Genomic DNA, 23,119 nt, shown 5'->3' on the forward strand with positions numbered 1-23,119 from the left:
TTAATATTTACCGATTAATCGTAAGGCGCTAATAACGTCAGTTGCAGACTAAGAGACTAAGTCTTGCTTACCAACCATAATCGCCAACTCTGCAGTACGGTTAGCGTAGCCCCATTCGTTGTCGTACCACACGTAAAGTTTCACCTGTGTGCCATTGACCACCATGGTTGATGGGGCATCGATAATGCTTGAACGAGGGTCGGTTTTATAATCAACCGACACCAATGGGCGCTCTTCAAAGCCAAGAATACCTTTAAGTTCGCCATCAGCAGCAGCTTTAAGCAAGTCGTTAACTTCGGCTTCCGTCGTCTCACGATTTAACTCAAACACACAATCTGTAAGTGAAGCATTCGCCAATGGAATACGTACCGCATGGCCGTTAAGCTTACCTTTAAGTTCAGGAAAAATATGTGTAATCGCAGTCGCACTACCTGTAGTTGTCGGTATCATGCTTAATCCACAAGCACGAGCGCGACGTAAATCTTTATGCGGTGCATCGAGAATTGTTTGAGTGTTGGTTATGTCATGTATGGTTGTCATTGAGCCATGTTTAATACCAATCTTGTCATGAATAACTTTAACAACTGGCGCTAAACAGTTAGTGGTACACGATGCCGCAGTCACTATTGGGTGGATATCTTTATTGTAAAGATGCTGGTTAACCCCCATGACCACATTAAGTACGCCGTCTTCTTTAACTGGTGCAGTAACGACCACTCTTTTTACGCCTTGATCAAGGTAGGCCTGCAGTAATGCCTTGGTTTTCATTACTCCTGACGCTTCAATCACGACATCACACTGTGACCAATCAGTTGCCTCAATGGTGCTGTTGCGAGTGGTTGCAATACGGTGTTCGCCAACAACAATATCACTGCCATCAGCAGTGGCTTCTTCGCTCCAGCGACCATGTACTGAATCAAATGTAAGTAAGTGCGCCAACGTGACAGCGTCACCTGCTGGATCGTTAATTTGCACAAACTCAATGTCCTTATTGTGCCAAGCTGCTCGTAATGCCAAACGTCCCATTCTGCCAAAGCCATTAATGCCGATTTTAATAGTCATCGTCGTTTCCTAATCTCAAAATGATAAAATCTAAATAACGCTTTTTGTTCAAAAGCGACTTTAATAAATAAGGTCAATACTTACCGAGCTCTCAACAGCACTGAGAGGTTCTTGCTGGGCGGTCGCCCATCTTCTGCAGCTCAGCTAAGTTAGCGCTAATGAGCTGTGACTCTTGCTGCGCTAACGTTTGCAGAATGTCAGCAGCCCATTGAGGTAAATCAGGGTTAATACAATAAAAAACCCACTGCCCCTGACGGCGATCAACCAATACGCCTAACTTTCTTAACTGCGCGAGATGACGAGAGATCTTAGGTTGGATCTCGTCTAACGCTGTCATCAACTCACACACACACAGTTCTGATTGCGACTGGATCAGCAAAATACTGCGCAACCGAGTGTCATCAGCAAGTGCTTTAAAAAAGACTAATGGTGTCATAATGTGCTCTTTGCAAACGGTGGAGGAACCTTCAAACTGAAAACTAGCTCAGGCCCTTAATATACGAAAAATAATATATATGTTTTATCAGATATTCAAGCGGTATTTGTACAATAATGTTTGGCCACACAAAATCAACTGCTTACAAAATCTTGTCATGAGTAAACAAACAACCAACTCAAGCTCACACTAAGCTAACAGAGTTGAAATTCGATGAGTCGAGTCGTGTGCACACAAATTGCAGCCACAAAAAAGGCTTCCGAAGAAGCCTAATTTTGAAGATGAAAAACCGGCTAGCTGCCAGCTATCTTCATTTTATCCATCAAAATTCCGCCGGTTCTAATCGATGAGCGTAAATCTCTATCACTCGCGACGGCAACGATGTTACGGTACATATCTTTTAAATTACCCGCAATAGTGATCTCTTCAACAGGGTATAAAATCACGCCATTTTCAACATAGAATCCCGCCGCACCACGAGAGTAATCTCCCGTTACGCCGTTCACTCCTTGACCCATGACTTCAGTAATAATAAGTCCGGTGCCCATCTCTTTCACAAGTTGGTCAAAAGTCTGCCCTGTTGATGACAAGGTCCAGTTATAGATCCCACCAGCATGGCCGGTATTGGTTAAGCCTAGCTTTTTAGCCGAATAACTGGTCAACAAATAAGTGGCTAAATGACCATTATCAATAATCTTACGTTCTTGAGTCGCCACACCTTCACTGTCGTAAGCTGAGCTAGCTAATGCGCCCACCAAGTGCGGTTGCTCATCAATATTAAACCAGTCTGGAAATACTTGCTTACCAACCGCATCGAGCAAAAAGCTCGATTTACGGTATATGCTGCCACCACTAATCGCGCCAACTAAATGACCCATTAGGCCGGTAGCAATTTCAGGCGAGAAAAGAATAGGTAGTTCTGTGGTGGCAATTTTGCGCGCACCTAAACGCCCAGCCGTTTTCTCAGCAGCTTTAGTACCAATCAAGTCCGGTGCTAGCAGCTCGCTGTACTTTCGAGCAACGGTATAATCATAATCGCGCTGCATACCACCATCTATCTCGCCAATGGCAACACAACTCAAACTGTAACGCGAGCTGCACGAGCCATGTAAAAAACCGTGGCTGTTACCATAAACTTTAATGCTCGTATGGGCATTCGCACTCGCGCCATCAGATGTTTGTACTCGAGGATCAGTATTGAGTGCAGCTTCTTCAGCCAAAATTGAGATCCGAGCTAGCTCTTCAGGAGAGATATCTTCAGGGTGGTAAAGGTCAAGCTCCGGAAACGATGTTGCCATTAGCGCTTCATCAGCTAAACCATTGTATGGATCTGCTGAAGTAAAGCGGGCAATGCCGTCTGCCGCTTTTACTGCTTGTTTAATTGCTTCAGGGCTAAGATCAGACGTTGAAGAACTGCCCTTACAACCATCTCTAAAGAGCGTGATCCCCAATGCGCCGTCTTTATTAAACTCAACCGTTTCAACTTCTTTCATACGTGTTGAAACAGACAATCCCTGTTGCTTACTAATAGCAACTTCTGCACCTGACGTGCCTAAGGACTTTGCGTATTCCAATGCCATTGAAACGGCGTTTTGTAGGGAATCTAATTCGATATCAATGCTAGGTGAGGACACAAATCTACTCTTCAATAATCGGGAATCATATAAGCATAACAAACCCAAAAACCAATCACATTAAATAACTGCCTCAGTTTGCCTTTTAACCGCCTACAATTTAGCTAATCCAAAATATGGCAGGTCAACTGGCTTTATAAATGTTATTATTGTCTTAGTATTTGTAAGAGATTTTTAGATATGAAGATTGTCGGTGACTCAGAACACTTCCACCAACCCTATGACCAAAATGACGATTATGAAAGCAGAGCCGATGCTAAGCGTGAAATCGCCATTTACCAAGAGCTAGGTAAGAAACTGACTTTACTAAGTAAAAGTCAGGTTGAAAGACTAAATCTTGATGAAATAGTTTACGATAATGTATTAAAAGCGAAGACGATTAAGATCAATACAGAAGCTTATCGCCGTCACCTACAATACATCGGTAAACTGATGCGCTACGTTGACATTGAAGCTTTGCAGCTGGCAATGAAAAACGTTTTGAATCAAAACAGCAACGAAAGTGCTAAAACAAACGTTGCCGATAAAGCTCGTGATCACTTGATCAGTGAAGGCGATCCAGCGATCCAAGCTATGCTTGAACAGCACCCGCAGCTAGAAAGACAAAAACTGCGTCAGTTTGTTCGTCAAACTAAAAAAGAACTCAGCAAAAATGCTGACATTTCATTGTCAAAAACAGCAAAAGAGTTCAGCAAGTATTTACGTAACGAAATCACAGAATAATTGCTATAATATAGACAATAGCTCTCTGAATAAGTAGCTTATTCAGAGAGCTTTTTTTTGCAAAAAAATTAGTTGAAACCAATCAACACAGCCCTTTATTATCAATATTGTTGCACAAGGAATTTGCGAATGCGCCTCATTAAAAAGCTGGCCGTCATACCCGTTACTCTTTTAAGTTTGTCCGCATTAAGTGGCTGTAATGGCTCATCAGATGGAAGTAGCGATGTTGATAATGGGGGCACATATAGCCTATCGATTAGTTATAAAACCGTCGAGAATGGTGTGTGTAGCACCACCACTGACGCGCTCAGTTTTGACGCTAACGCCTCTTTTTGTGCTGTCGCACACTTAAAGCAAGACAACAGCAATCGTAGCGGTAAGCTCATTGCCTTTAGCGGCACACTTGGCGAGTTATCCGCGCCTAATAAGCTGACGGATGCTAGCGGCTTAGCCGAAATTATCATTAGCAACAGCAGCGCCACCGTTGACGCAGGCACATTAACGGCCAGCTTTACTGAAGATGAATACAGTGCAACTGCAACTCGTAATTACGAGTTTATCGCCACAACCACCCCCACAGAGCCAACCTATACACTCAACACGGCCATCATTAACGGTAGCGACGTTGTTACCCAATTTAAAGCCGAAGAAACCGTACAACTACAAGCCGAATTTTTAGACGCTTCCAGTGTAGGGATTGCCGGCCAAATGGTCACGTTTACGGCAGGCAGCGCAGCGCTCAACCCTAGCTCGGCACTGACTAACGCTGATGGTATTGCACAAGTCAGTTACACACCAGCCGACACCGAACTGGGTGCAGCTAGCATGACGGTAACCCTCGATTACGCAGACGTAACCTACCAAAATTCAAGCTTTTATGAAGTATTAGCCGCAGACGCCGTAAGCGACGAAGGCACCATTATGCTGGGATCGTTTACAACCGATACCGATAGCGGCGAAGAAACTTTCATTGAGGGCAAACTCAGTACCACTCCTGCCACAACAGATGAGCAATATACCGTGAGCGCGGGTGGCAGTTTTGGGGTTACCGCCACGTTGGTAAGCCAGGACGCCGACGGAGTCATTACCCGCCTGCAAACACCTACCAGTGTTAGCTTTAGCTCTAGCTGCGTAGAGAGCAACAACGCCAGTATCGACTCACCTGTGACTACATTATCGGGCACGGCAAGCGCCACCTTTCAAAATACCAGCTGTAGTGGTAACAGTGAACGTAGCGACCAAATCATTGCCACCGTGACCGCCGGCAATGAAACCCTCACCGCCGATCTCGACTTTAACCTTGCACAGCAAACCTTAGCTAACTTAAGCTTTGTTTCAGCAGAGCCCGCATCAATTCGCATTAAAGGCGCTGGGGGCACAGACGCAAGTGAGTCATCTTTAATTACTTTTAGCGTCACAGATGCCAATGGCCAAGCTATTGCGCAGCAAACGGTTGATTTTACACTCGACACTACCGTTGGTGGCATAGCCTTCTCCAATGGCGACCCAACCATTAGCAGCATAAGTAACTCAGCAGGCCTAGTCACAACAACTGTGTTATCAGGCACCATACCAACGCCGGTACGGGTTGTGGCCACAGCAACAACGGGAACCGACGAAGAAAGCGTAACGAGTCAATCTGAACAGCTCACCATTAATACCGGTTTACCACAACAGTTGGGCTTTAGTGTTTCAGCAGACACCGTTAACCCTGAGGCGGGCGACCATAACGGTGAAGTAGTAACGATTACCGCTTATGCATCAGACAGCTTTGGCAACCCAGCACCCGATGACACCACCATTAACTTTACTGCCGAAGGCGGCCAAATAGAGCCAAGTTGTGTCACCTTAGGTGGTACATGTAGCGTTGAATGGACCTCAACCAGCCCTCGCCCAACAGACCATCGCGTAACAGTACTGGCCTATGCCTTGGGGCATGAAACCTTTTTTGATACTAACGGCAATAATGTATTTGATGATGCCGATGGAGGCGCTATAGCGCTTGCCTGTCTAGATGACGATGGAAGTGCAAAAGCGTGTAGTGGTAACGGCCTAGATATTGACACATACCATGCTCAAGGCTTCATCGATTTAGGTGATGCGTTCAGAGACGATGATGAGTCTGGCGACCACACATCAGGTGAGCCATACTTTAATACTGCAGCTGATAACTACAACACTGGAGATGAGTTATTTAATGGTCCTCAATGTACTAGTAGTAGTTTGTGCGGCACTGAACAAGCCAACAAAACTTATATCCGTAAAGCACTGATTATTACGATGTCGGGCTCTGAGGCCTACTTTGAAATTGAACAAGATGGAACCCCCATATATAGCAACGATAATGCCACTATTAGTACGACCGAAATTCCTGCAGGCGACGCCTCTACTTTCACTGTTAGGTTTTTTGACAGTGCTGGTCAAATCATGCCAGCCCAGAGCACATTAACGACAACGGCCTCGGCAGGGGAATTAGATGCGGATGCATTTGAAGTCCGTAACCGTAATAGCCTTGTCGGCAGTACCACCAGCTTTACTTTGATAAATGGCAACGAGGCTGGCAGTGGTGAGCCTGATGAAACCAGTATAATATCTATTGAAGTGGTCACCCCTAAATCGATAAAAAGTAGCATTGGGTTTAATGTGCTACTAAAAGGCAGTTAATGTTTAGCCCATCTGTTATTCAGGCAGTTGCTTAACCCGCCTGCAATAACAGTATTAAAAAGCCCACTGCAATATTGATTGCAGTGGGCTTTTTATTAGCGAACGATACGACTATTTTCGGCAAGCGGGATTAATGCTGTATCAGCAGCAAACACACTTTATTCATAAGCTGCGGCCTTTTGCTCATTGGTAGCAATCGATTTTACAGGTAGCTTTAACCGCTTACTAACTCCCCAGCACGCCAATATAAAGTAAACCACTAACATGACCCACAACTGGACCCATTGCGGCATAATACTGTGCCACGACGCGCCCATTTGGTTTAGCTCTAACATTGCCATAATGCCCGGTACTGCCGGGAATATTTGCGCAATGGCCACCACAGGTTCAGGGATTAACGCTGTTGGCCACACAAAGCCAGACACAAATAACAGCGGCATCGACATTAATAATAATACTTGGGTGGGTAAATCACGGCGCGTAAACAGTGTGCTTAACGCGACACCAGCCGCACTGGTTGCCAACAAAAAAGGCAGCAACAGCAAGCCCACAGTGGTTAAACTAGCCAATAAGCTAACGCCATACCAATAGTAATAGTAACCCACATAAAAACTGGTCAATAAGATATAGAGGCACATAAAGGCCGTCATTCGGCCACACACCAACATTAGCGGCTTAACCTTGCGCCAATAACCGCTGCGTTGCCATTGCCTAGCACCTATCACACAGCTGGCAATTAAAAGGGTTTGGTGCAAAATCAGTAGGAATAACCCTGGCACCACGTAAGGGGTATAACCTAAACTAGGGTTGAACGCCGGAATGCTATTTAACTCAACGACATTTAGGCTTTTCTCTGCCGCTTTAGCGCTATAGCCTTGTGTTAACAGCCCTAAACGTTGAATGTTTTTCCCTGCGTCAAGGCCTGCCGAAACCAACCCTTCGGCCACCGCGGAGTAAATTAAAAAGTAACTGGCATCGCCGCCATAACTTAATGTTACGCCACGGCCAAGCAATAGATCGCGCCGAAAGTCAGCAGGGATCACCAAAAGCCCATGGGCACGGCCAGTTTCTATCCATGCTTTAGCGGCATCAATAGAACCGACTTTTGCCACGACCTGGATTTTTGCATTGGCATCTGCATGCCGAATAAGCAAGCGGCTTAATGACGAATGGTCGTGATCCACCACCACCAACTGCTGCTCCGTCGGTACCTGATGTAAATATGGCAGCGGATACAAAATTGAGTAAAACAGTACGCCACCAAAAACAGTAATAAAAATGGTTTTATCAGTAAAAATGACTTTCAGTTCGGCCAATACTAATTGCAAAAAGCTCATCTTAACTCCCTTTTTGCAGCTGCGGCGCAGCAGAAACTGACGAGTCAAACCCTTTTGCCACCAAGAAACTAATTGGCAGCAGCAAGCATAAGTAACCCCAATACCCTAAAAATTGCGGCAATGCCGCTAACCAACCTTGACCATAACTGACAACGTCAATATGAGTTTCAATGTAATGGCTTGACGGCAAAACCGTTCGCCACCACTGAGCGATTGCAGGCATTTCGGCGGTCGGAAAGGTCACGCCCATAAACGCAAAGGCTGGCGCAAAAATCGCGGTGCAAAAACTAATCACCCGCGCGCTGTCTTGCAGAGCAAAAAAGATCACTAACACCATCAACCAAATCGCCAGTAGCATCATCAGCTGTGCGGCTAATAACAATGCAATACTGCCTGCCATTGGTAAGCCCAAATACAAATAGAGAAGTGCAAAAATAAAGCCAGCGTGCATTAATATGAATGGTGTGTAAAACAAGACTTTAGCCGCTATACCTTTCCACACACCAAGAGCCGTCCATTGCGCAGTTGTCTGCCACCGCAGCTCTCGATTAAGGCTATTGGCAAAAACCATCATGGCAATTTGCTGTAACAGTGCAATTAACACTGGCGGCACTAAAAAGCCCACATAGTTGTTATTGCGGTTAAATAATGCGGTTGTTTGGCTACTTACCGGCGCTAAATTGACTGCTACTTTGGCTTTTGGTACGCCTGCTGCCAGCTGTTTAATCGCTGCTAACGGTTTTAGCCCATCAGCCATACTGACTTGAATCTGGGTAGATAATAGCTTGCCAACTAGAAGAAATTGACTGTTATAGCGGATATCAATGGTCGGTGTTTTACCGGTGAGCAGATCATGCTTTAGGCCATGGTGAAATACCACCAGCGCATAAACTTCCGCTTGTTGCATGGCAGCAACCGCACTGGGCAGATCAGTATAACTGATAGGGGTAGTGACTGGGTTGGCCTGTAACTGCCGCGCTAAAGCACGGCTAACTTGGCTTTGGTCAAAATCAACCACCGCCACCGGCAACTGCCGAGGCAAGCCGGCACTAAATAGCAGCCATAAACCTACGATACCTAATAGCGGAATATAGCTCACCAACGCCAACTGCCATGGATCATGGATCAAGGCTGCCATTTCTCTTTTCAGCATTTTAATCACAACGTCAGCCCCGCACTACAAAGTAGTTATAAAGCAAAAAGAACCGACATACCTACGCGAAGATCGGCAATGGTCTCATTAGGACGCAATTCAACCTCGAAAGTACGCATATCAAAATCATGGCCGCTCTCAGTTGCACGCCAAGTAGCAAAGTCGCCTAACACCGAAATATGGCTTACGGTAAACTCAACATCGCGCTCAAGTGCCGGAATGGTCAACAATAACGTTTGCCCCTGTTTAACTAGCTTTAATTGGTCTTCACGTATTTGGAATACTGCCCAAGCGTCACTCATATCAATTAAGCTCACCACAGGAAAACCGCTTGGCGCTAACTCGCCCGCTTGCAATAAAACCTCGCTAACCTCGCCCTTTTTAGGTGAACGCATTTGGCTGTCAGCCAACATGGCATTAACCTCGTTGACCGCACCTTCGGCCATACGAGCATTACCGGCTGCTGCGGCTTTAGTTTCAACGCGCGCACCTTCATCTGCCATTTCATACATTGCCAATGCAGCTTGCTCGGTATATTTAGCTGCTTGCCATTGTGTAAAAGCTTCATCGCGTTTTTGCCGCGCCATTACACCTTCATTAAATAACGCCTCTATACGTTTAAAGGTGGTATGGGCTAATGTTGCTGCCGCCTGTGCTTTTAACCACTGCTCTTTAGACGCCATAACCTGTTGCTTACGTGCACCATTATTAGCCTCTTGCTGCATCGCTTTGGCGGCATCTCGGCCACCTTCCGCTTGCATCAATTTGGCTTTTAACTCGGGGCTGTAAATCGCATAAAGTAGGTCACCTTCACTAACTTGGTCACCACGGCGAACCAGAACTTGCTCAACTCGACCAGGCACTTTTGAGGAAATATTATATTCGCGGGCTTCAATTTGCCCCTGCAGTATTTGAGGTTTAGGCGTGTAAGCTAACACCAATCCGTAAGCTAATATCCCGATTAATGCAATAAGTGCTATTGCGGCCAAGATACGGTTAGTGCGCATTATGTTCCCCTTGCTTAAGGCTTCTGCCAATAAATTCATCTAACTGACCGCTAATCGCCATCAGCCTTGCATATGCTTGTATGTAACGGTATTGCGCCCCAAGTTGTTGGGTCTCTACCGCGGTGAGCTTGAGCTCTGCATCGACTTTCTCAATTGAAGTCGACAACCCTTGCTTGAATGCAATATCACGCAAACGTTTATTTTCATGGGCTAGGCTCAACGACGTGTTAAGTGACACCACCTCTTCTTGCGCCTGTAGTAACTGCCGGTAACTTTGCTCTAGTAATAGATTTAAGTCTTGCTGCGTTTGCGCTTTGGTATAACGCGCTTGTAGCAACGCACTTTTAGCTGCTTCAACCTTGCCACTGCGACCATCACGGCTTAACAGTGGAATATTCACCCCGACTCCTAACATCCAGTCAGGTTCAACCTTTGAAAGCAAGCTGTCGTCTTCATACAAGGTGTAATTACCGTAAAGGAACACGGTAGGATAATAACTGCCCTTTTCAACTTTAATCAGCCCTTGAGCTTGCAACTCTTTGGCTGCAAGCAGTTTTAAAGCGGGGTGCTGATTCATAGTGAGCTGCGAAAGCTGCGGTAATGATGGCGCTCTATTGAGCATAAATAATGGCGAGGTCGCATCCACTTCGCGCTCATGCAACATCCTAGACAAGGCAATGGCGGCCATTTCAGACTGGCGTTTAGCACTGCCAAAGTTTACTTTTGCCGTCTCAAGTGCCACCTGTGCATTGAGCCGTTCAACTTTAGCAATTTGGCCTTGTTGTTCCAGTTTTTGCGCATGAGAAACATGCAGTGATAACGAGTCAACCAACTGTTTTTGAGTTTGAGCCAGCGTTGCAGTAACGGCCACGGCGTAGTAACGATCAACCAAGCTGACAAATAGATCGCGAGTGGTTAACTTTAACTGCTCCTCTTTTTCGGCAACATGGGCTTCATGTATCGCCTGCGCAGCCGTTATTTTACCACCGGTATAAATGGGCCACATCGCTTGTAAGCTAGAGCGAAAAATATCTTGCTCTGTAAAAGGGGTCACAAACATTGAACTTGGGATCCCCGCTAACGCTTCACCTAAAGCCGGCGGAAGTGCCGCTGGATCAACAGATGCAAGCGGATTGAGATCCATAAGATCTAATTCAATCGGTTTTTCAAGACGTGTATAACTACCTGTTAGGTTAACTGAAGGCAAGTTTAAGTCTTCACCTGCAACGCGTTCAGCGTCTGCACGGTTGACCTCTTGCACACCCGCTTGCAACTTGTCACTTACTTGAAGAAGCTGCTCCCAGGCTTGATCAAACGCTATCGGTTTGGCTTGAACCGACAGTGGCAGCGCGAGTATTAGAGCAAAAAGCGAACGTTTCATCTATACCTCTAGAGTTATTACTCTAAATAATTTGCGAAATAGTACCATTGCATTAGTTGCTCACTGGAATTGAACTTTGATAACTTAGAGCTCAATCCCAGTATTAATTTGAAACTATGTTATTAAGCGGTGCCGCCGACAGTTAATTTGTCTAATTTCAATGTCGGTTGACCCACACCAACAGGAACGCTTTGACCATCTTTACCACAAACGCCAACGCCTTTATCAAGCGCCAGATCGTTACCAACCATCGAAATTTCACTCATCGCTTCTGGGCCGTTGCCAATTAAGGTTGCCCCTTTAATCGCTTGCGTGACCTCACCATTTTCAATTAAGTAAGCTTCTGATGCTGAAAATACAAATTTTCCTGAAGTGATATCAACTTGCCCACCACCAAAATTAGGCGCGTAGATCCCCTTTTTAACAGACTTAATCATTTCAGCTGGAGTCGACTGACCCGCCTCCATATAAGTGTTTGTCATACGTGGCATTGGCAGGTGCGCATAAGACTCGCGGCGACCATTACCAGTAGAGCGCACACCCATCAAGCCAGCATTCAACTTGTCTTGCATGTAACCTTTTAAAACACCGTTTTCAATGAGCACAGTTTTTTGAGTTGGTGTACCTTCATCATCAATACTCAGTGAGCCACGGCGGTTTTCAATGGTGCCATCATCCACAACGGTGACCAATTCAGAGGCCACCAGTTGCCCTACTTTACCGCTAAATGCACTACTGCCTTTACGGTTAAAGTCACCTTCAAGTCCATGCCCTACAGCCTCATGTAGCAAAACACCCGGCCAGCCAGCGCCTAACACCACTGGCATTTCACCTGCGGGTGCATCAATGGCTTGTAAGTTAACTTGTGCTTGGCGAACCGCTTCACGTGCGAAACCAAAACAATACGGCAGGCCATCATCACCGGCGGCTAACAGTTCATCATAACTATGACGACCACCGCCACCTGAACCGCCACGCTCACGTTTGTCACCTTCTTCTAGAATGACACTGCAATTGAAACGAACTAAAGGCCTGATATCGGCGGCTAACGTGCCGTCACTCGCTGCGACTAAAATCTCTTCATGTACGCCAGACAAGCTAACCACAACTTGAATAATACGGTCATCTAAACTGCGAATGTAGGCATCAGCTTCTTTAAGCAAATTGATTTTTTTAATTTCATCCATCGTCGCTATCGGGTCGGCACTTAAATACAGCGCTTTATCTTGCTGCTGCTTCCAAGCATTCACTTGTGCGTTGCCACCCGAGACTGCAATACCACGTGCCGCATTAGCAGCCGCCTCTAATGCAGCGGGAGTAATCTCGTCAGCGTAAGCAAACCCGGTTTTTTCACCGGTGATAGCTCTAACGCCTACGCCGCGTTCGATATGGAAACTACCATCTTTAACAATACCGTCCTCTAACACCCAAGACTCGTGGCGGCTACCTTGAAAATACAGATCTGAAAAATCAATTTTATGCTCATGAATACGTTTTAAGTAACGTTGCAAATCATCTAGCGCCAATCCATCTTGCAGCAGGCTTTGTCCAACTTGGGTTAAAAATGACATTCACACTCTCTCTTCGATCAAATATAGTTCTGGTTAAGCAACGTTGCCGCTGCAACATTGCTTGATGATTTCTGTACGTTTGCAGTCTAAATATGCTCAGCAACGGTTATGGCAAACCGCTTCAATATACAGGTTTGAGCCTATTGAGAGACCCTCTTAAGCCTGAAAAATGCAGTACTCGTTATGTTGTACTAATAGTTTATCACGCTGAACAAGCTAAGTTATTGCGCTGCCCAACTGCTGATGTAGGCGCCGTTAACTTATAGGTTAACCTAGTTTGGCCTAACTCGCTTAGCATTAAAGCTTAAGCAGGGGTGACTGAAAGCGATTATGCGCTATTATCGGCATTTTTCGCCTAAGCGCCTGCAACTCATTTAAGTTGATGTCGGCATTAACCCAACCAACACCGCGGGGCTGTTGCGCCATAATATTGCCCCAAGGGTGCACCACCATTGAGTGGCCCCAGGTTTCACGAGTACCGCAATTATGAACACCCCACTGCGCTGCAGCTAACACAAAACACTGGGTTTCAATCGCTCGCGCTTGCAGTAACACCTGCCAATGTGCCTCGCCAGTGACTTTAGTGAACGCTGCCGGTAACGCAATTATCTCGGCACCCGCTTCGCGTAACGCCCTAAATAAATCGGCAAAGCGAAGGTCGTAACAGATAGCTAACCCCAACTTACCAAAGGGCGTGTCAACAACGGTGACTTGCGAGCCGGGGCAAAAAGCGTCGCTTTCTCGGTATTGCTCGGTTTCATCAGCCACCTCTACATCAAACAGGTGGAGCTTGTCGTATTGGCCGATTACGCTGGCGTCAGTATCAAACACATAGCAACGGTTATAAATGCGCCCATCTTCAGCCAAAATAGGGATGCTCCCCGCCACCAACACAATGTTGTATGTTAACGCGAGTGCTGCTAAATCCTGTTTAAGCTGGCTGTGTATTGCGGTGGTGGCATGCTCCAACTGCTGGCGCTCTGGGCCACCAAATAGTAAGCAGCATTCAGGTAATACGACCAACTGTGGCTTATTAGCCTGACGAGGTAATAACTTAAGCTGCGACTCGATAAAGGCGAGGTTCTCGGTGACGCTGCAACTGCTTTGACATTGCAATAGGCTGACTTGCATCTAACTCTCCTTGGATCAATTTCAAAGCAGGTGTGACAGCGTCACTCCCCATAGTGTTTATAGCATCGGCACTATTAGCTGGTGCAACGGCCTTATTTATCACGCCTTCAGTAGGCTCTAAAACTTGGGCGCTATCGTGCTTATTGATGACGTTAGTTTTAACTTCTGCTTCGGTATCGGCAGTACTATCAACGTTTACATTTGGCAGCGAAATCTTATTTTGTTTGCCGGTGCTATTGACCGCTGGCGCGGCGGGATCTACTTTTTTTGGCAAAATAGATTCAGGAATTTTAATCTCTTTGCTTCTACGCTCTAACTCTTCAAGCTTAGGTTCTGACATGGTGCCAGTCACCCTAAAGCGCAGCTCTGAAATCACCTCGATAACAGGTTCAAGCACCTTAGTTAAAGCGAAAGCCCCCAAGCCCAATGTCCAACCGCCGGTACTGAGAAATACCACGGTCGGCACACTTGAAGCTAACTGCGGCACAAAGCTAATATCGTAATTTAAGCTTTCACTCATTAGGTCGGTATAACCACGTACCCGCATATCACCCACAACGGCTTTCATCTCGGTATCGGTTGTTTTAACCACACCATTGTCGATCATCAGCGTGCCATTGAACGTATCAAAATACAGGCCTCGCCCAAATACATCGGTAAAATCGAGTGACAACTTACGCAGTAGCGAGTCGAGACTAAATAACGAAAAAATGCGAGCGCCTTTGTCGCTAACTTGCGACAAATGGCCTTTATCTAACTCAAATACGACTTCACCGTTAAGGGTGTCCAACGAAAATGCATACGGCGCGCCAACCCAAGAAAGCTGCCCTTTAACCGCTGTAGGCGCATTTTTTAGGCCTGGGTCAAACCCTAACTGGGCTGATAAATGGTGAAACTTGCTCGCATCAATCGATAAATCAAAAGCCGTTAAGCTGTCACCTTCTACGACTGACCAAGAACCGGTTCCACTAAGTTTGACCTCTGGCGTGGTCATCGATAACGTTTGAATATTGTAGCGTTCATCTTCTGGAGTTGCTTGCAGCACTAAATGCCCCATTGAACGGTCATAAATCTTAAAGTCATCAACATCAACAGCCAGTGGCGGCAATTTTGAAATCACGCTTTCAGGCGCTGCAGTAACACCGGTTCCAGCTTGCGCTTCTGGCGATAAGTACAACTTAGAGGCAACCACCTTAAGCCCTTGAGTGATCCAATCAGGGTAAAAGTCGATGCGGCCATCAAACTGTTGCGAAGTCGCTTCAAAACGCCATGCATGCTCGGTTGGCCCTGCCTCAAAGTGCAGGTCATTAATTTTTTGTCCCGACAAATCAAGTTCATTAAAGTCTGCCGAAATAGAAGTTAATGGCGGGAAAAATGCCGGCGACTTAGCCTCGCTTGTGGCGCTATCCGAGCTCGAGATAGCGGCTGTAAAGCCTTTAATAATCGGCAACCAAGGGGAAAATTCAGTGTGGTCTAAGTCAATTTTCAAATGCCCTTGCTGCTTGCGTAGCTGATCACCTGGCTTAAATAAGCGCCCAAGTAATAGGTCAAAGTGCGTTAATGAACCCGCAGATAGAGCGTCAAAACCGCCCCAAAATTCCAACTGGTCATTCAGTTTAATACCGAGTGATGCCTGCTTATTGTCTCCGATTAACTCGGCAGTAAATAACGCTTTTTGGTCAGCTGCTTTGCTAAAAGGCGCCGGCAATGATAATGCGGTGCCCAGCAGATCGCTTTCAACTTGCGCTTGGATCCTAAAGCCACTGGGGTCAAAAATCAGCATTAAACCACCACTCCAATCAACCCCGCCATCAACATATTGGCTTAACGGATTATCTAGCGCACTGGGCACGGTATCGAGCTGCCACTGCCCGTCAAAATCAACATTTACCGCATAATTGTTGTTGACCTTGCCGGTGTCAAAACTCAGCATCAACGGCTGACTAAACATCAATGCATGTAAGTCGTTACCCGTTACAACACTGTTTTCAAACTCAATTACCCCTGTAACATTTTCAAGTTTAACGCCCGGTTTACTAATATACATGGGTGTTTGGTCAAAATTCACATTCCCTTTAATAACTGACTCAGGCCCAGCATAAAGCGGTATGTTAAGATCAATTTGCCCGGTAATATCACCACTTACTTGCACTACATCGAGTGTCGCACCGACAGAGTCTGCCAAGGGTGAATGCTCAATCACCGCATTAACCGCTTCGGCTTTGGTTGCCAAATCTGCCTTAACCAACAATACCGTTTGTGGCCCCATAGTAGGAATACCGATATAAGCACCGTCTGCTGGCATATCTAACAGCTGGCCTTTGTCGATCCACAAATCCATCGATTTGTTTTGAAATAACGCCGACAAGGTTAACTCTGAGACTGCCGGCCAGGTGTCTTGAAACTCAAAAATTGCTTGTTCAAGGGTGAACCCCGCTTGGAAAACACCAGCGTGTTCAACATAGGGGTAATCTTGAAAAGTGCCATGCCACAGTACAACTGCATCATCAGTGTGACCCGCTTTTAGTGCACCAGACAAATAGTCGACCAAGGTATTGCTCATGCCGTTTAGTGGAAAATACCGATGTGCATGAGCCACGTCGTGAATATCGACGTCGGCTAATAACGCCATATGCGTAGCATCACTAAACTCAAGTTTAGTGGCCGCCGCAAGCGAAATATCAGCATTACTGAAACTGAGCTGAGGCAAGGATAACGTTGAGGCAGCAAAATCAAACTGCCCTGTAAATGCTTCACCTTTAAACTGCAGTGGCGCTTCAAAGCCACCATTAAAGTCAATAACATACTGCTGAGTCGGTAAAGCAAAGTTAAGGGCGCTATCAGTGACTTTAATCTTGGCGTCGATGGCTGACAAACCAGGAATAGCAGCATGCGCTTGCCAACTGACCTGATTAAGGTTGAGCGACATTACAGGCTTTTGCTCGTTTATCTGCCATTGAAAATGGCTATTGTCGACACTGCCAGTTGGCGCTAAAGACTGCCACGTTCCTAATGTGGCCAAATCAATACCCGGAACAAGCGGCAGCAGCGGCATGACTGTGGTTAAATCTAACTGATTCAGATAGGCATCAATGCGGTCACCTTGTCGCTGTGCGCTCAGTTCTGGCGACGGCCACAACTCACCGTTAGTTGCAAAGCGCAGCCCGTGACTACTGAGCAACCAACCATTGGGGCTTGGGTGCCAGCGCATAGCACCAGCTTGCACTTCAAACTTTTGCGGTTCGTCATTTAGGTGCCACTCTAACCAACTTGGCTGGAAAGCAACTGTGGCGTCGATAAATTCTCGGTTTGCAAAACCAATCCAAGCTTCTAGGTTAACTACCCCTTCAAGTAAGAGCTTTTTATTGGGGTTAAATGGGTTAGGCTGGCGAGAAGCCCACTCACCAATATCGAGCGACCCCGCCGCGAGATAAAGCTGCCCCATTAAGGTTTCAGGTTTATGGCCATCACCTTTAAGATCAACGCTCAGCGTAAGGTGTTCGATTTCTGAGGCTTCTTCATCTAAAAAGAGTTTACCTTGCCCACGGTGACGTTTTGAGTCGTTATGCCATTTCATATCTTTAATGAAAATTGGCCGGTATTCATGGTGCTGGCTCAGCAGCTGAACTCGAGCGTCAGTTATCGAAAAATGCGCTAATTGCTCCAGCAATAACTGGTATAGCCAATCGGTCTCTACGGCTTGGTTTGACTTCACAGAGGTAGAAGACAACCGGTCGAGGTCAAAGGCAATATTAACGTCATCAAAAATTACATTTTCAATTTGCGGGCTAAGGGTGAGTAGACTTTGCCAGAAATCGAACTTCACCTGCACTTGCTCTAAAATTAACGCTACAGGAAGCTTATTTTGCACCGGTAGTACAAACTTATTTACCGTTAATGCTGGACCAAATGCCTGCCATTCAGCCTGCAGTTGCCCCACCTCAACTTCAACTTGGTAGTTATCGTAGACAAAATCAATCAGCTCCAACCGAACTTGATCAAGCTGAGGCAGTAAGCCACGAAACAAGCTAACGGCCAGCGCAAATAGCACCAGCACAATAGCAAGCGATTGTAGGCAAAATCGGGTAAGACTATATTGACGAGACTTAGGTGACACTACATTATCACCACATCAAACTTGTTTTGGGCATACATGGGTTCATTTTGTAAACGCACTCGTTTAGACACACTCACTTCAAGCTCTGCCAGCAAGTGACTCTCTTCTCCTTTTAGACTGTGGTAGACAGCAGGGGCGCAATAAACCAAAAATTCGTCGGCATCATAGCCTTTCTCTAGACGAAGAATTTCACGGAATATTTCGTACGTCACGGTTTCGACAGTTTTTAAACTCCCCGTGCCCTTACACGATGGGCATTCGCCACATAAAACGTGCTCTAGACTTTCGCGAGTGCGTTTTCGAGTCATTTCAACCAAGCCCAAACCTGAAAAACCACTAATATTGGTTTTAACTCTGTCGCCAGAAAGCGCACTTTGTAACCCCGACAACACCCGCTTTCTATGCTCTGCTTCGAGCATATCAATAAAGTCGATAATGATAATACCGCCTAAATTACGCAGCCGAAGCTGGCGAGCAATAGCCTGTGTGGCTTCAAGGTTGGTATTAAAAATGGTGTCTTCAAGGTTACGGTGGCCCACAAATGCCCCAGTGTTGATATCAACAGTGGTCATGGCTTCGGTTTGGTCAATAATCAAGTAGCCACCTGATTTAAGCTCAACCTTACGACCTAATGCACGTTGTACTTCATTTTCAACATCGTATAAGTCAAAAATAGGGACTGGGCCATTATAGAACTCAAGCTTACCTGCTACTTCAGGCATAAACTCTTGTGCAAACAGCGAAAGCTCTTCAAATGTTTCACTAGAATCGACTTGAATTTGATCAAGCGCAGTGCCAACAAAGTCGCGCACAATTCTGACTGGTAACGCCAAATCTTGGTACAACAATGCCACGCCACGACGCTTACGTCGTTCGCTGACCTTTGCCCACACTCGCCTTAAGAATGCCGCATCTTGCACTAATTCATCTTCGCCGGCATTTTCAGCGGCGGTGCGAATAATAAAGCCACCATCATCGTCGACAAAAGGTTCGGTCAGCTTTCTAAGCCGGTCACGTACCGATCCACTTTCAATGCGTTGCGATACCCCAATATGGCTCGACCCCGGCATAAACACTAAATAACGAGAAGGTAGGGTAATATCTGTAGTTAAGCGTGCGCCTTTAGTACCTAAAGGATCCTTAACAACCTGCACGATAATATCTTGTCCTTGCCTTACAAGCTCGGCAATATCACGTACAACAAAGTTGCCTTTTTCAACATCGGCAACACATTCTGTATGCGGCACTATATCGGATGCGTGCAAAAAAGCGGCCTTTTCTAGACCAATATCAACGAAGGCGGCTTGCATACCTGGTAATACTCGGCTGACTTTACCTTTATAAATATTACCGACTAAGCCACGCTTCATTCGGCGTTCGATGTGCACTTCTTGCAAAACACCGTGCTCAACTAAGGCAACTCGAGCTTCCGTTGGTGTCACATTGATCAGCAGCTCAGAACCGATTCTGCGTTTTACTTTGCCTGGCTTGATTCGACCTGTATTCAAAACTCACCCCACTTAGGGAAATAGCTAACTTAAAAAGGATTTGCGGTTATATTTGAAAATGAAAACGAGCATTGAGCTTTATTGATAATTGTTGGTAAGCTAAAAAATATTCATTTCACACAATAACGCACGGGTTTCTACCAAAGGTAACCCAACTACTGCAGAATAACTTCCGTCAATAGCCTCTACAAAACTGCCGCCTAAACCTTGGATCCCGTATGCACCGGCTTTGTCCATCGGCTCGCCAGTGGCTATATACGCTAAAATATCTGCTTCGCTCATGGCACAAAACTGTACGTCAGTTGTGATCAACTTAGTCAGTGTTTGCTCTCCATCGGTCACGGCGACCGCGGTCATCACTTTATGAGCTTTACCCGCTAGGCTTTGTAACATCAACTTAGCGTCAGCTTCATCGACTGGCTTACCTAAAATAGTATCGCCAAGCACCACAATGGTATCGGAGCCTAAAACCACGGCTTTATCGGTACCACAATAGAGACCTAGCCCTGCAATGGCTTTTTCTTTGGCTAAACGCACCACAAAATTTGCGGCGGTTTCACCCTTTTGATGACTTTCATCAATATCGGCAGCCAAGATATCAAAACTAAAGGGTTTGTTTTCTGTTGCGCTTAAAAAGCTCAATTGAGCTAACAACTCTTTCCGTCTTGGCGATGCCGAAGCAAGAACTAACTTCATTCTACAATACCTAATAAGTGATTCTAAACAAGGGTGACACAGCTAAAGTGGCATTGATGAATATTGCCATCAACAGGCTAGCGAACTTTGTATAAACGCCTTACACGACGCAGCGACCAAAAAATCCACGGCCACATCATCAAACTTGAAAATGCGGGATAAAACAAGCTGAGCTCAAAGCTCGCGGTTTCGGTGACATATTGCACCCAAAAAACAATCAAGTTATAGATAGCCACTTGCGTTGCCACCAATAATGACTGTTGCCACATTGGGAAGTTACGTAACCGCTGAAAATGCAATACCACCACATAAACCACCACAGACATAGAAAACGCCCGAATGCCTAAGGTTGCGCCGAGTAAAATATCGAGCATAACCCCCAGCAACCAAGCGGTTAAAATATTGTAGCGATGAGGCAGCGCCATTGCCCAGTAGATAATCACCAGCATCAGCCAATCAGGTCGCCACGCTGCAACTAGCTCAGGTAATGGCATAATCTGAAATAACATGGCAACTAAAAAGCTCACCCATACAACCCAGCGGCCATTCGCAATATGTAAACTCATAGCGGAGCCTCATTATCGGGATTAAGTGCTTCCTGTGCGCCTTCTGGGACGGTTAGCTCGACGTTATCCGTTGCGATATCTGGCCAAATTAATAGCAAATAACGAATGCGATCTAAAGCGGCAAGCGGTTGTGCTATCACCGTGGCATAGTTTTTACCGTCATCTTTGGCAACGGTCATTACGCGGGCAACCGGATATCCTTCAGGAAAACGCTTACCTAAGCCAGATGACACCAGTAAATCGCCAGGTCTAACATCGGTACTTTTTGCCACATGACGCAGTTCCAACTCGTCTAAAGAGCCCGTACCTGTTGCCATCATTCTGACATCATTTCGGGTAATTCTAACCGGTATGCTATGGGAGGTATCAGACAACAACAAAACGCGGCTGGTAAGCTCGCTCACTTGCACCACCTGCCCTACAACGCCTTGTGCATCGACAATGGGTTGCCCAACATACACACCGCTTTGTAAGCCTCGATTGAGCACCACATACTGATGAAACGGGTCGCTGGCGACCTCCATCACTTCTGCGACCTCTTTTTTAGCATCCATGTGCACCGGCGAGCCTAATAACGCACGTAAACGGTCATTTTCCTGACGAAGGTGTTCAAAACGTTGCAAGCGCTCACTCATTAACAACTGGTAGCGCAGTAGCTCTTTATTTTGTTTAGCTAACATATTACGCGTCGCTAAACTTTCAGCAGACTGATCAAGTATTTCGCCAGGAATATTGGCAATGTACTGCAAAGGGCTAAGCAGAGATGACAGAGAGTTGCGCACAGGTTCGAGCCTGTCATTAGCAACAAGCAGGATCACCGACAGGATGACAGCTAAGGTCAACCTAAACTGATTGGATATACCGCGAACAAAAATTGGCTTCATAAAAAACGAGGGCGGTAAAAACCGCCCTTTTTTACCATCTTAATTTTCTTCGGAGAATAGGTCGCCACCATGCAAATCGATCATCTCGAGTGCTTTGCCACCGCCATGAGCCACACATGTAAGTGGGTCATCAGCGATCATGACCGGAATACCGGTTTCTTGCATTAATAGACGGTCTAAATCACGAATAAGTGCACCACCACCAGTTAATACCATACCGCGCTCTGAAATATCAGACGCTAACTCAGGTGGCGACTGCTCAAGGGCAACCATTACAGCACTAACAATGCCAGTTAATGGCTCTTGTAATGCTTCTAAAATTTCATTGCTGTTAAGAGTAAAGCTACGCGGTACACCTTCTGCTAGGTTACGACCACGTACTTCAATCTCTAATACTTCATCACCAGGGTACGCGGTACCAATGGTGTGCTTAATACGCTCGGCTGTTGCTTCACCAATTAAGCTACCGTAGTTACGGCGTACATAGTTAATAATCGCATCATCAAACTTGTCACCACCGATACGCACAGATGACGAGTACACAACGCCATTTAGCGAAATAATCGCAACTTCAGTTGTACCACCACCAATATCAACAACCATCGAACCTGTTGCTTCTGATACCGGAAGGCCAGCACCAATCGCCGCCGCCATTGGTTCTTCAATTAAATAAACCTCGCGCGCACCTGCCCCCATAGCTGATTCGCGAATTGCGCGGCGTTCAACTTGAGTGGCACCAACAGGAACACAAACTAAAACACGTGGGCTTGGACGAAATACGCTGTTGTTATGCACTTGCTTAATAAAATGCTGTAGCATTTTTTCAGTAACATAAAAATCGGCAATCACACCGTCTTTCATTGGACGAATAGCTTGAATGTTACCTGGTGTACGACCTAGCATTTGCTTTGCTTCAGTACCGACGGCCGCAACCGACTTCTGACCTGAGCCTGTACGCTCTCCACGGATAGCAACGACCGAAGGTTCGTTCAAAACGATGCCTTCATCGCGGACGTAAATTAGCGTATTAGCTGTACCCAAATCGATCGAAAGATCATTAGAAAAAATGCCGCGTAGCTTCTTGAACATGTAACCAGCCTGCCTCTGTGGAGTCAAAGAAAAAAGAAATCAGGTAACTTTATCATGCTTCTTGAATTCCACAAGGCCACAGACGTTAACAATAGCTAATCAAATGCAGTTTTTTGCCATATGTGTGCTAGAAAGCCGGTCAATCAGTTATCTTGTATAC

The 23,119-nt window shown here is 46.0% G+C and carries 17 protein-coding genes; 2 read left to right on the top strand and 15 right to left on the bottom strand.

Translation table 11 applies throughout. From position 1 onward, the window contains the following. Positions 1–48: 48 nt before the first annotated feature. The 3 genes from RGE70_RS15865 to pmbA form a co-directional block, all read right to left on the bottom strand. Positions 49–1,062: an ArsJ-associated glyceraldehyde-3-phosphate dehydrogenase gene (locus tag RGE70_RS15865; protein ID WP_310472407.1), complete on the bottom strand. Its 1,014-nt coding sequence runs from the start codon at positions 1,060–1,062 to the stop codon at positions 49–51. A 91-nt stretch (positions 1,063–1,153) separates the two neighbouring features. After that, entirely contained in the window at positions 1,154–1,498 is a 345-nt protein-coding gene (locus RGE70_RS15870) for a metalloregulator ArsR/SmtB family transcription factor (protein WP_310472408.1), read from the bottom strand. A 293-nt stretch (positions 1,499–1,791) separates the two neighbouring features. Beyond that, positions 1,792–3,132 (bottom strand): metalloprotease PmbA, encoded by a 1,341-nt coding sequence (pmbA, locus tag RGE70_RS15875; protein ID WP_310472409.1) that lies wholly within the window; start codon positions 3,130–3,132, stop codon positions 1,792–1,794. 180 nt (positions 3,133–3,312) lie between these two features. Between pmbA and yjgA the strand changes: the two genes are divergently transcribed. Beyond that, positions 3,313–3,855, top strand: coding sequence for a ribosome biogenesis factor YjgA (gene yjgA / locus RGE70_RS15880; protein ID WP_310472410.1), 543 nt, complete (start codon positions 3,313–3,315; stop codon positions 3,853–3,855). Positions 3,856–3,984: 129 nt separating this feature from the next. Then, positions 3,985–6,519 carry an Ig-like domain-containing protein gene (locus RGE70_RS15885; protein WP_310472411.1) on the top strand — a complete coding sequence of 845 codons (2,535 nt, stop codon included), beginning with the start codon at positions 3,985–3,987 and terminating at the stop codon, positions 6,517–6,519. 158 nt (positions 6,520–6,677) lie between these two features. Here the strand turns inward: RGE70_RS15885 and RGE70_RS15890 are convergent, their stop codons facing one another. The 12 genes from RGE70_RS15890 to RGE70_RS15945 all read right to left on the bottom strand — a co-directional run bounded on the left by RGE70_RS15890 (position 6,678) and on the right by RGE70_RS15945 (position 22,959). Beyond that, positions 6,678–7,856, bottom strand: a complete 1,179-nt coding sequence (locus RGE70_RS15890) for an ABC transporter permease (protein WP_310472412.1) — start codon at positions 7,854–7,856, stop codon at positions 6,678–6,680. Between the two features lies 1 nt (position 7,857). Further along, positions 7,858–9,009 carry an ABC transporter permease gene (locus RGE70_RS15895; RefSeq protein ID WP_310472413.1) on the bottom strand — a complete coding sequence of 384 codons (1,152 nt, stop codon included), beginning with the start codon at positions 9,007–9,009 and terminating at the stop codon, positions 7,858–7,860. A gap of 35 nt (positions 9,010–9,044) precedes the next feature. Further along, positions 9,045–10,016, bottom strand: coding sequence for an HlyD family secretion protein (locus RGE70_RS15900; RefSeq protein WP_310472414.1), 972 nt, complete (start codon positions 10,014–10,016; stop codon positions 9,045–9,047). After that, entirely contained in the window at positions 10,006–11,397 is a 1,392-nt protein-coding gene (locus RGE70_RS15905; RefSeq protein WP_310472415.1) for a TolC family protein, read from the bottom strand. The genes RGE70_RS15900 and RGE70_RS15905 overlap by 11 nt, the downstream gene beginning before the upstream one ends. A gap of 122 nt (positions 11,398–11,519) precedes the next feature. After that, a complete protein-coding gene (gene tldD, locus RGE70_RS15910) occupies positions 11,520–12,968 on the bottom strand; it encodes a metalloprotease TldD (protein ID WP_310472416.1) in 1,449 nt (482 codons plus the stop codon). A 297-nt stretch (positions 12,969–13,265) separates the two neighbouring features. Further along, entirely contained in the window at positions 13,266–14,099 is an 834-nt protein-coding gene (locus RGE70_RS15915; RefSeq protein ID WP_310472417.1) for a carbon-nitrogen hydrolase family protein, read from the bottom strand. Beyond that, on the bottom strand, positions 14,023–18,216 hold the full coding sequence (locus tag RGE70_RS15920) for a YhdP family protein (protein WP_310472418.1): 4,194 nt from the start codon (positions 18,214–18,216) through the stop codon (positions 14,023–14,025). Before RGE70_RS15920 ends, RGE70_RS15915 begins: the two co-directional genes overlap by 77 nt. Continuing rightward, positions 18,216–19,724 carry a ribonuclease G gene (gene rng, locus RGE70_RS15925; RefSeq protein ID WP_310472419.1) on the bottom strand — a complete coding sequence of 503 codons (1,509 nt, stop codon included), beginning with the start codon at positions 19,722–19,724 and terminating at the stop codon, positions 18,216–18,218. Before rng ends, RGE70_RS15920 begins: the two co-directional genes overlap by 1 nt. Positions 19,725–19,823: 99 nt before the next feature. Next, a complete protein-coding gene (locus RGE70_RS15930; RefSeq protein WP_310472420.1) occupies positions 19,824–20,420 on the bottom strand; it encodes a Maf family protein in 597 nt (198 codons plus the stop codon). Positions 20,421–20,497: 77 nt separating this feature from the next. After that, positions 20,498–20,986: a rod shape-determining protein MreD gene (gene mreD, locus RGE70_RS15935; protein WP_310472421.1), complete on the bottom strand. Its 489-nt coding sequence runs from the start codon at positions 20,984–20,986 to the stop codon at positions 20,498–20,500. After that, a complete protein-coding gene (gene mreC / locus RGE70_RS15940) occupies positions 20,983–21,870 on the bottom strand; it encodes a rod shape-determining protein MreC (RefSeq protein WP_310472422.1) in 888 nt (295 codons plus the stop codon). The genes mreD and mreC overlap by 4 nt, the downstream gene beginning before the upstream one ends. Positions 21,871–21,909: 39 nt before the next feature. Continuing rightward, positions 21,910–22,959 (bottom strand): rod shape-determining protein, encoded by a 1,050-nt coding sequence (locus RGE70_RS15945; RefSeq protein ID WP_310472423.1) that lies wholly within the window; start codon positions 22,957–22,959, stop codon positions 21,910–21,912. Between the last annotated feature and the right edge of the window lie 160 nt (positions 22,960–23,119).

This window comes from Shewanella youngdeokensis (assembly GCF_033180165.1).
GTDB lineage: Bacteria > Pseudomonadota > Gammaproteobacteria > Enterobacterales > Shewanellaceae > Shewanella > Shewanella youngdeokensis.

Coding starts and splice junctions, on each gene's coding strand:
- RGE70_RS15885 (WP_310472411.1), top strand. CDS start 3,985: ATGCGCCTCATTAAAAAGCTGGCCGTCATACCCGTTACTCTTTTAAGT.
- RGE70_RS15945 (WP_310472423.1), bottom strand. CDS start 22,959: ATGTTCAAGAAGCTACGCGGCATTTTTTCTAATGATCTTTCGATCGAT.
- mreD (WP_310472421.1), bottom strand. CDS start 20,986: ATGAGTTTACATATTGCGAATGGCCGCTGGGTTGTATGGGTGAGCTTT.
- yjgA (WP_310472410.1), top strand. CDS start 3,313: ATGAAGATTGTCGGTGACTCAGAACACTTCCACCAACCCTATGACCAA.
- mreC (WP_310472422.1), bottom strand. CDS start 21,870: ATGAAGCCAATTTTTGTTCGCGGTATATCCAATCAGTTTAGGTTGACC.
- RGE70_RS15870 (WP_310472408.1), bottom strand. CDS start 1,498: ATGACACCATTAGTCTTTTTTAAAGCACTTGCTGATGACACTCGGTTG.
- RGE70_RS15890 (WP_310472412.1), bottom strand. CDS start 7,856: ATGAGCTTTTTGCAATTAGTATTGGCCGAACTGAAAGTCATTTTTACT.
- RGE70_RS15915 (WP_310472417.1), bottom strand. CDS start 14,099: ATGCAAGTCAGCCTATTGCAATGTCAAAGCAGTTGCAGCGTCACCGAG.
- RGE70_RS15930 (WP_310472420.1), bottom strand. CDS start 20,420: ATGAAGTTAGTTCTTGCTTCGGCATCGCCAAGACGGAAAGAGTTGTTA.
- RGE70_RS15865 (WP_310472407.1), bottom strand. CDS start 1,062: ATGACTATTAAAATCGGCATTAATGGCTTTGGCAGAATGGGACGTTTG.
- tldD (WP_310472416.1), bottom strand. CDS start 12,968: ATGTCATTTTTAACCCAAGTTGGACAAAGCCTGCTGCAAGATGGATTG.
- RGE70_RS15895 (WP_310472413.1), bottom strand. CDS start 9,009: ATGCTGAAAAGAGAAATGGCAGCCTTGATCCATGATCCATGGCAGTTG.
- RGE70_RS15900 (WP_310472414.1), bottom strand. CDS start 10,016: ATGCGCACTAACCGTATCTTGGCCGCAATAGCACTTATTGCATTAATC.
- RGE70_RS15905 (WP_310472415.1), bottom strand. CDS start 11,397: ATGAAACGTTCGCTTTTTGCTCTAATACTCGCGCTGCCACTGTCGGTT.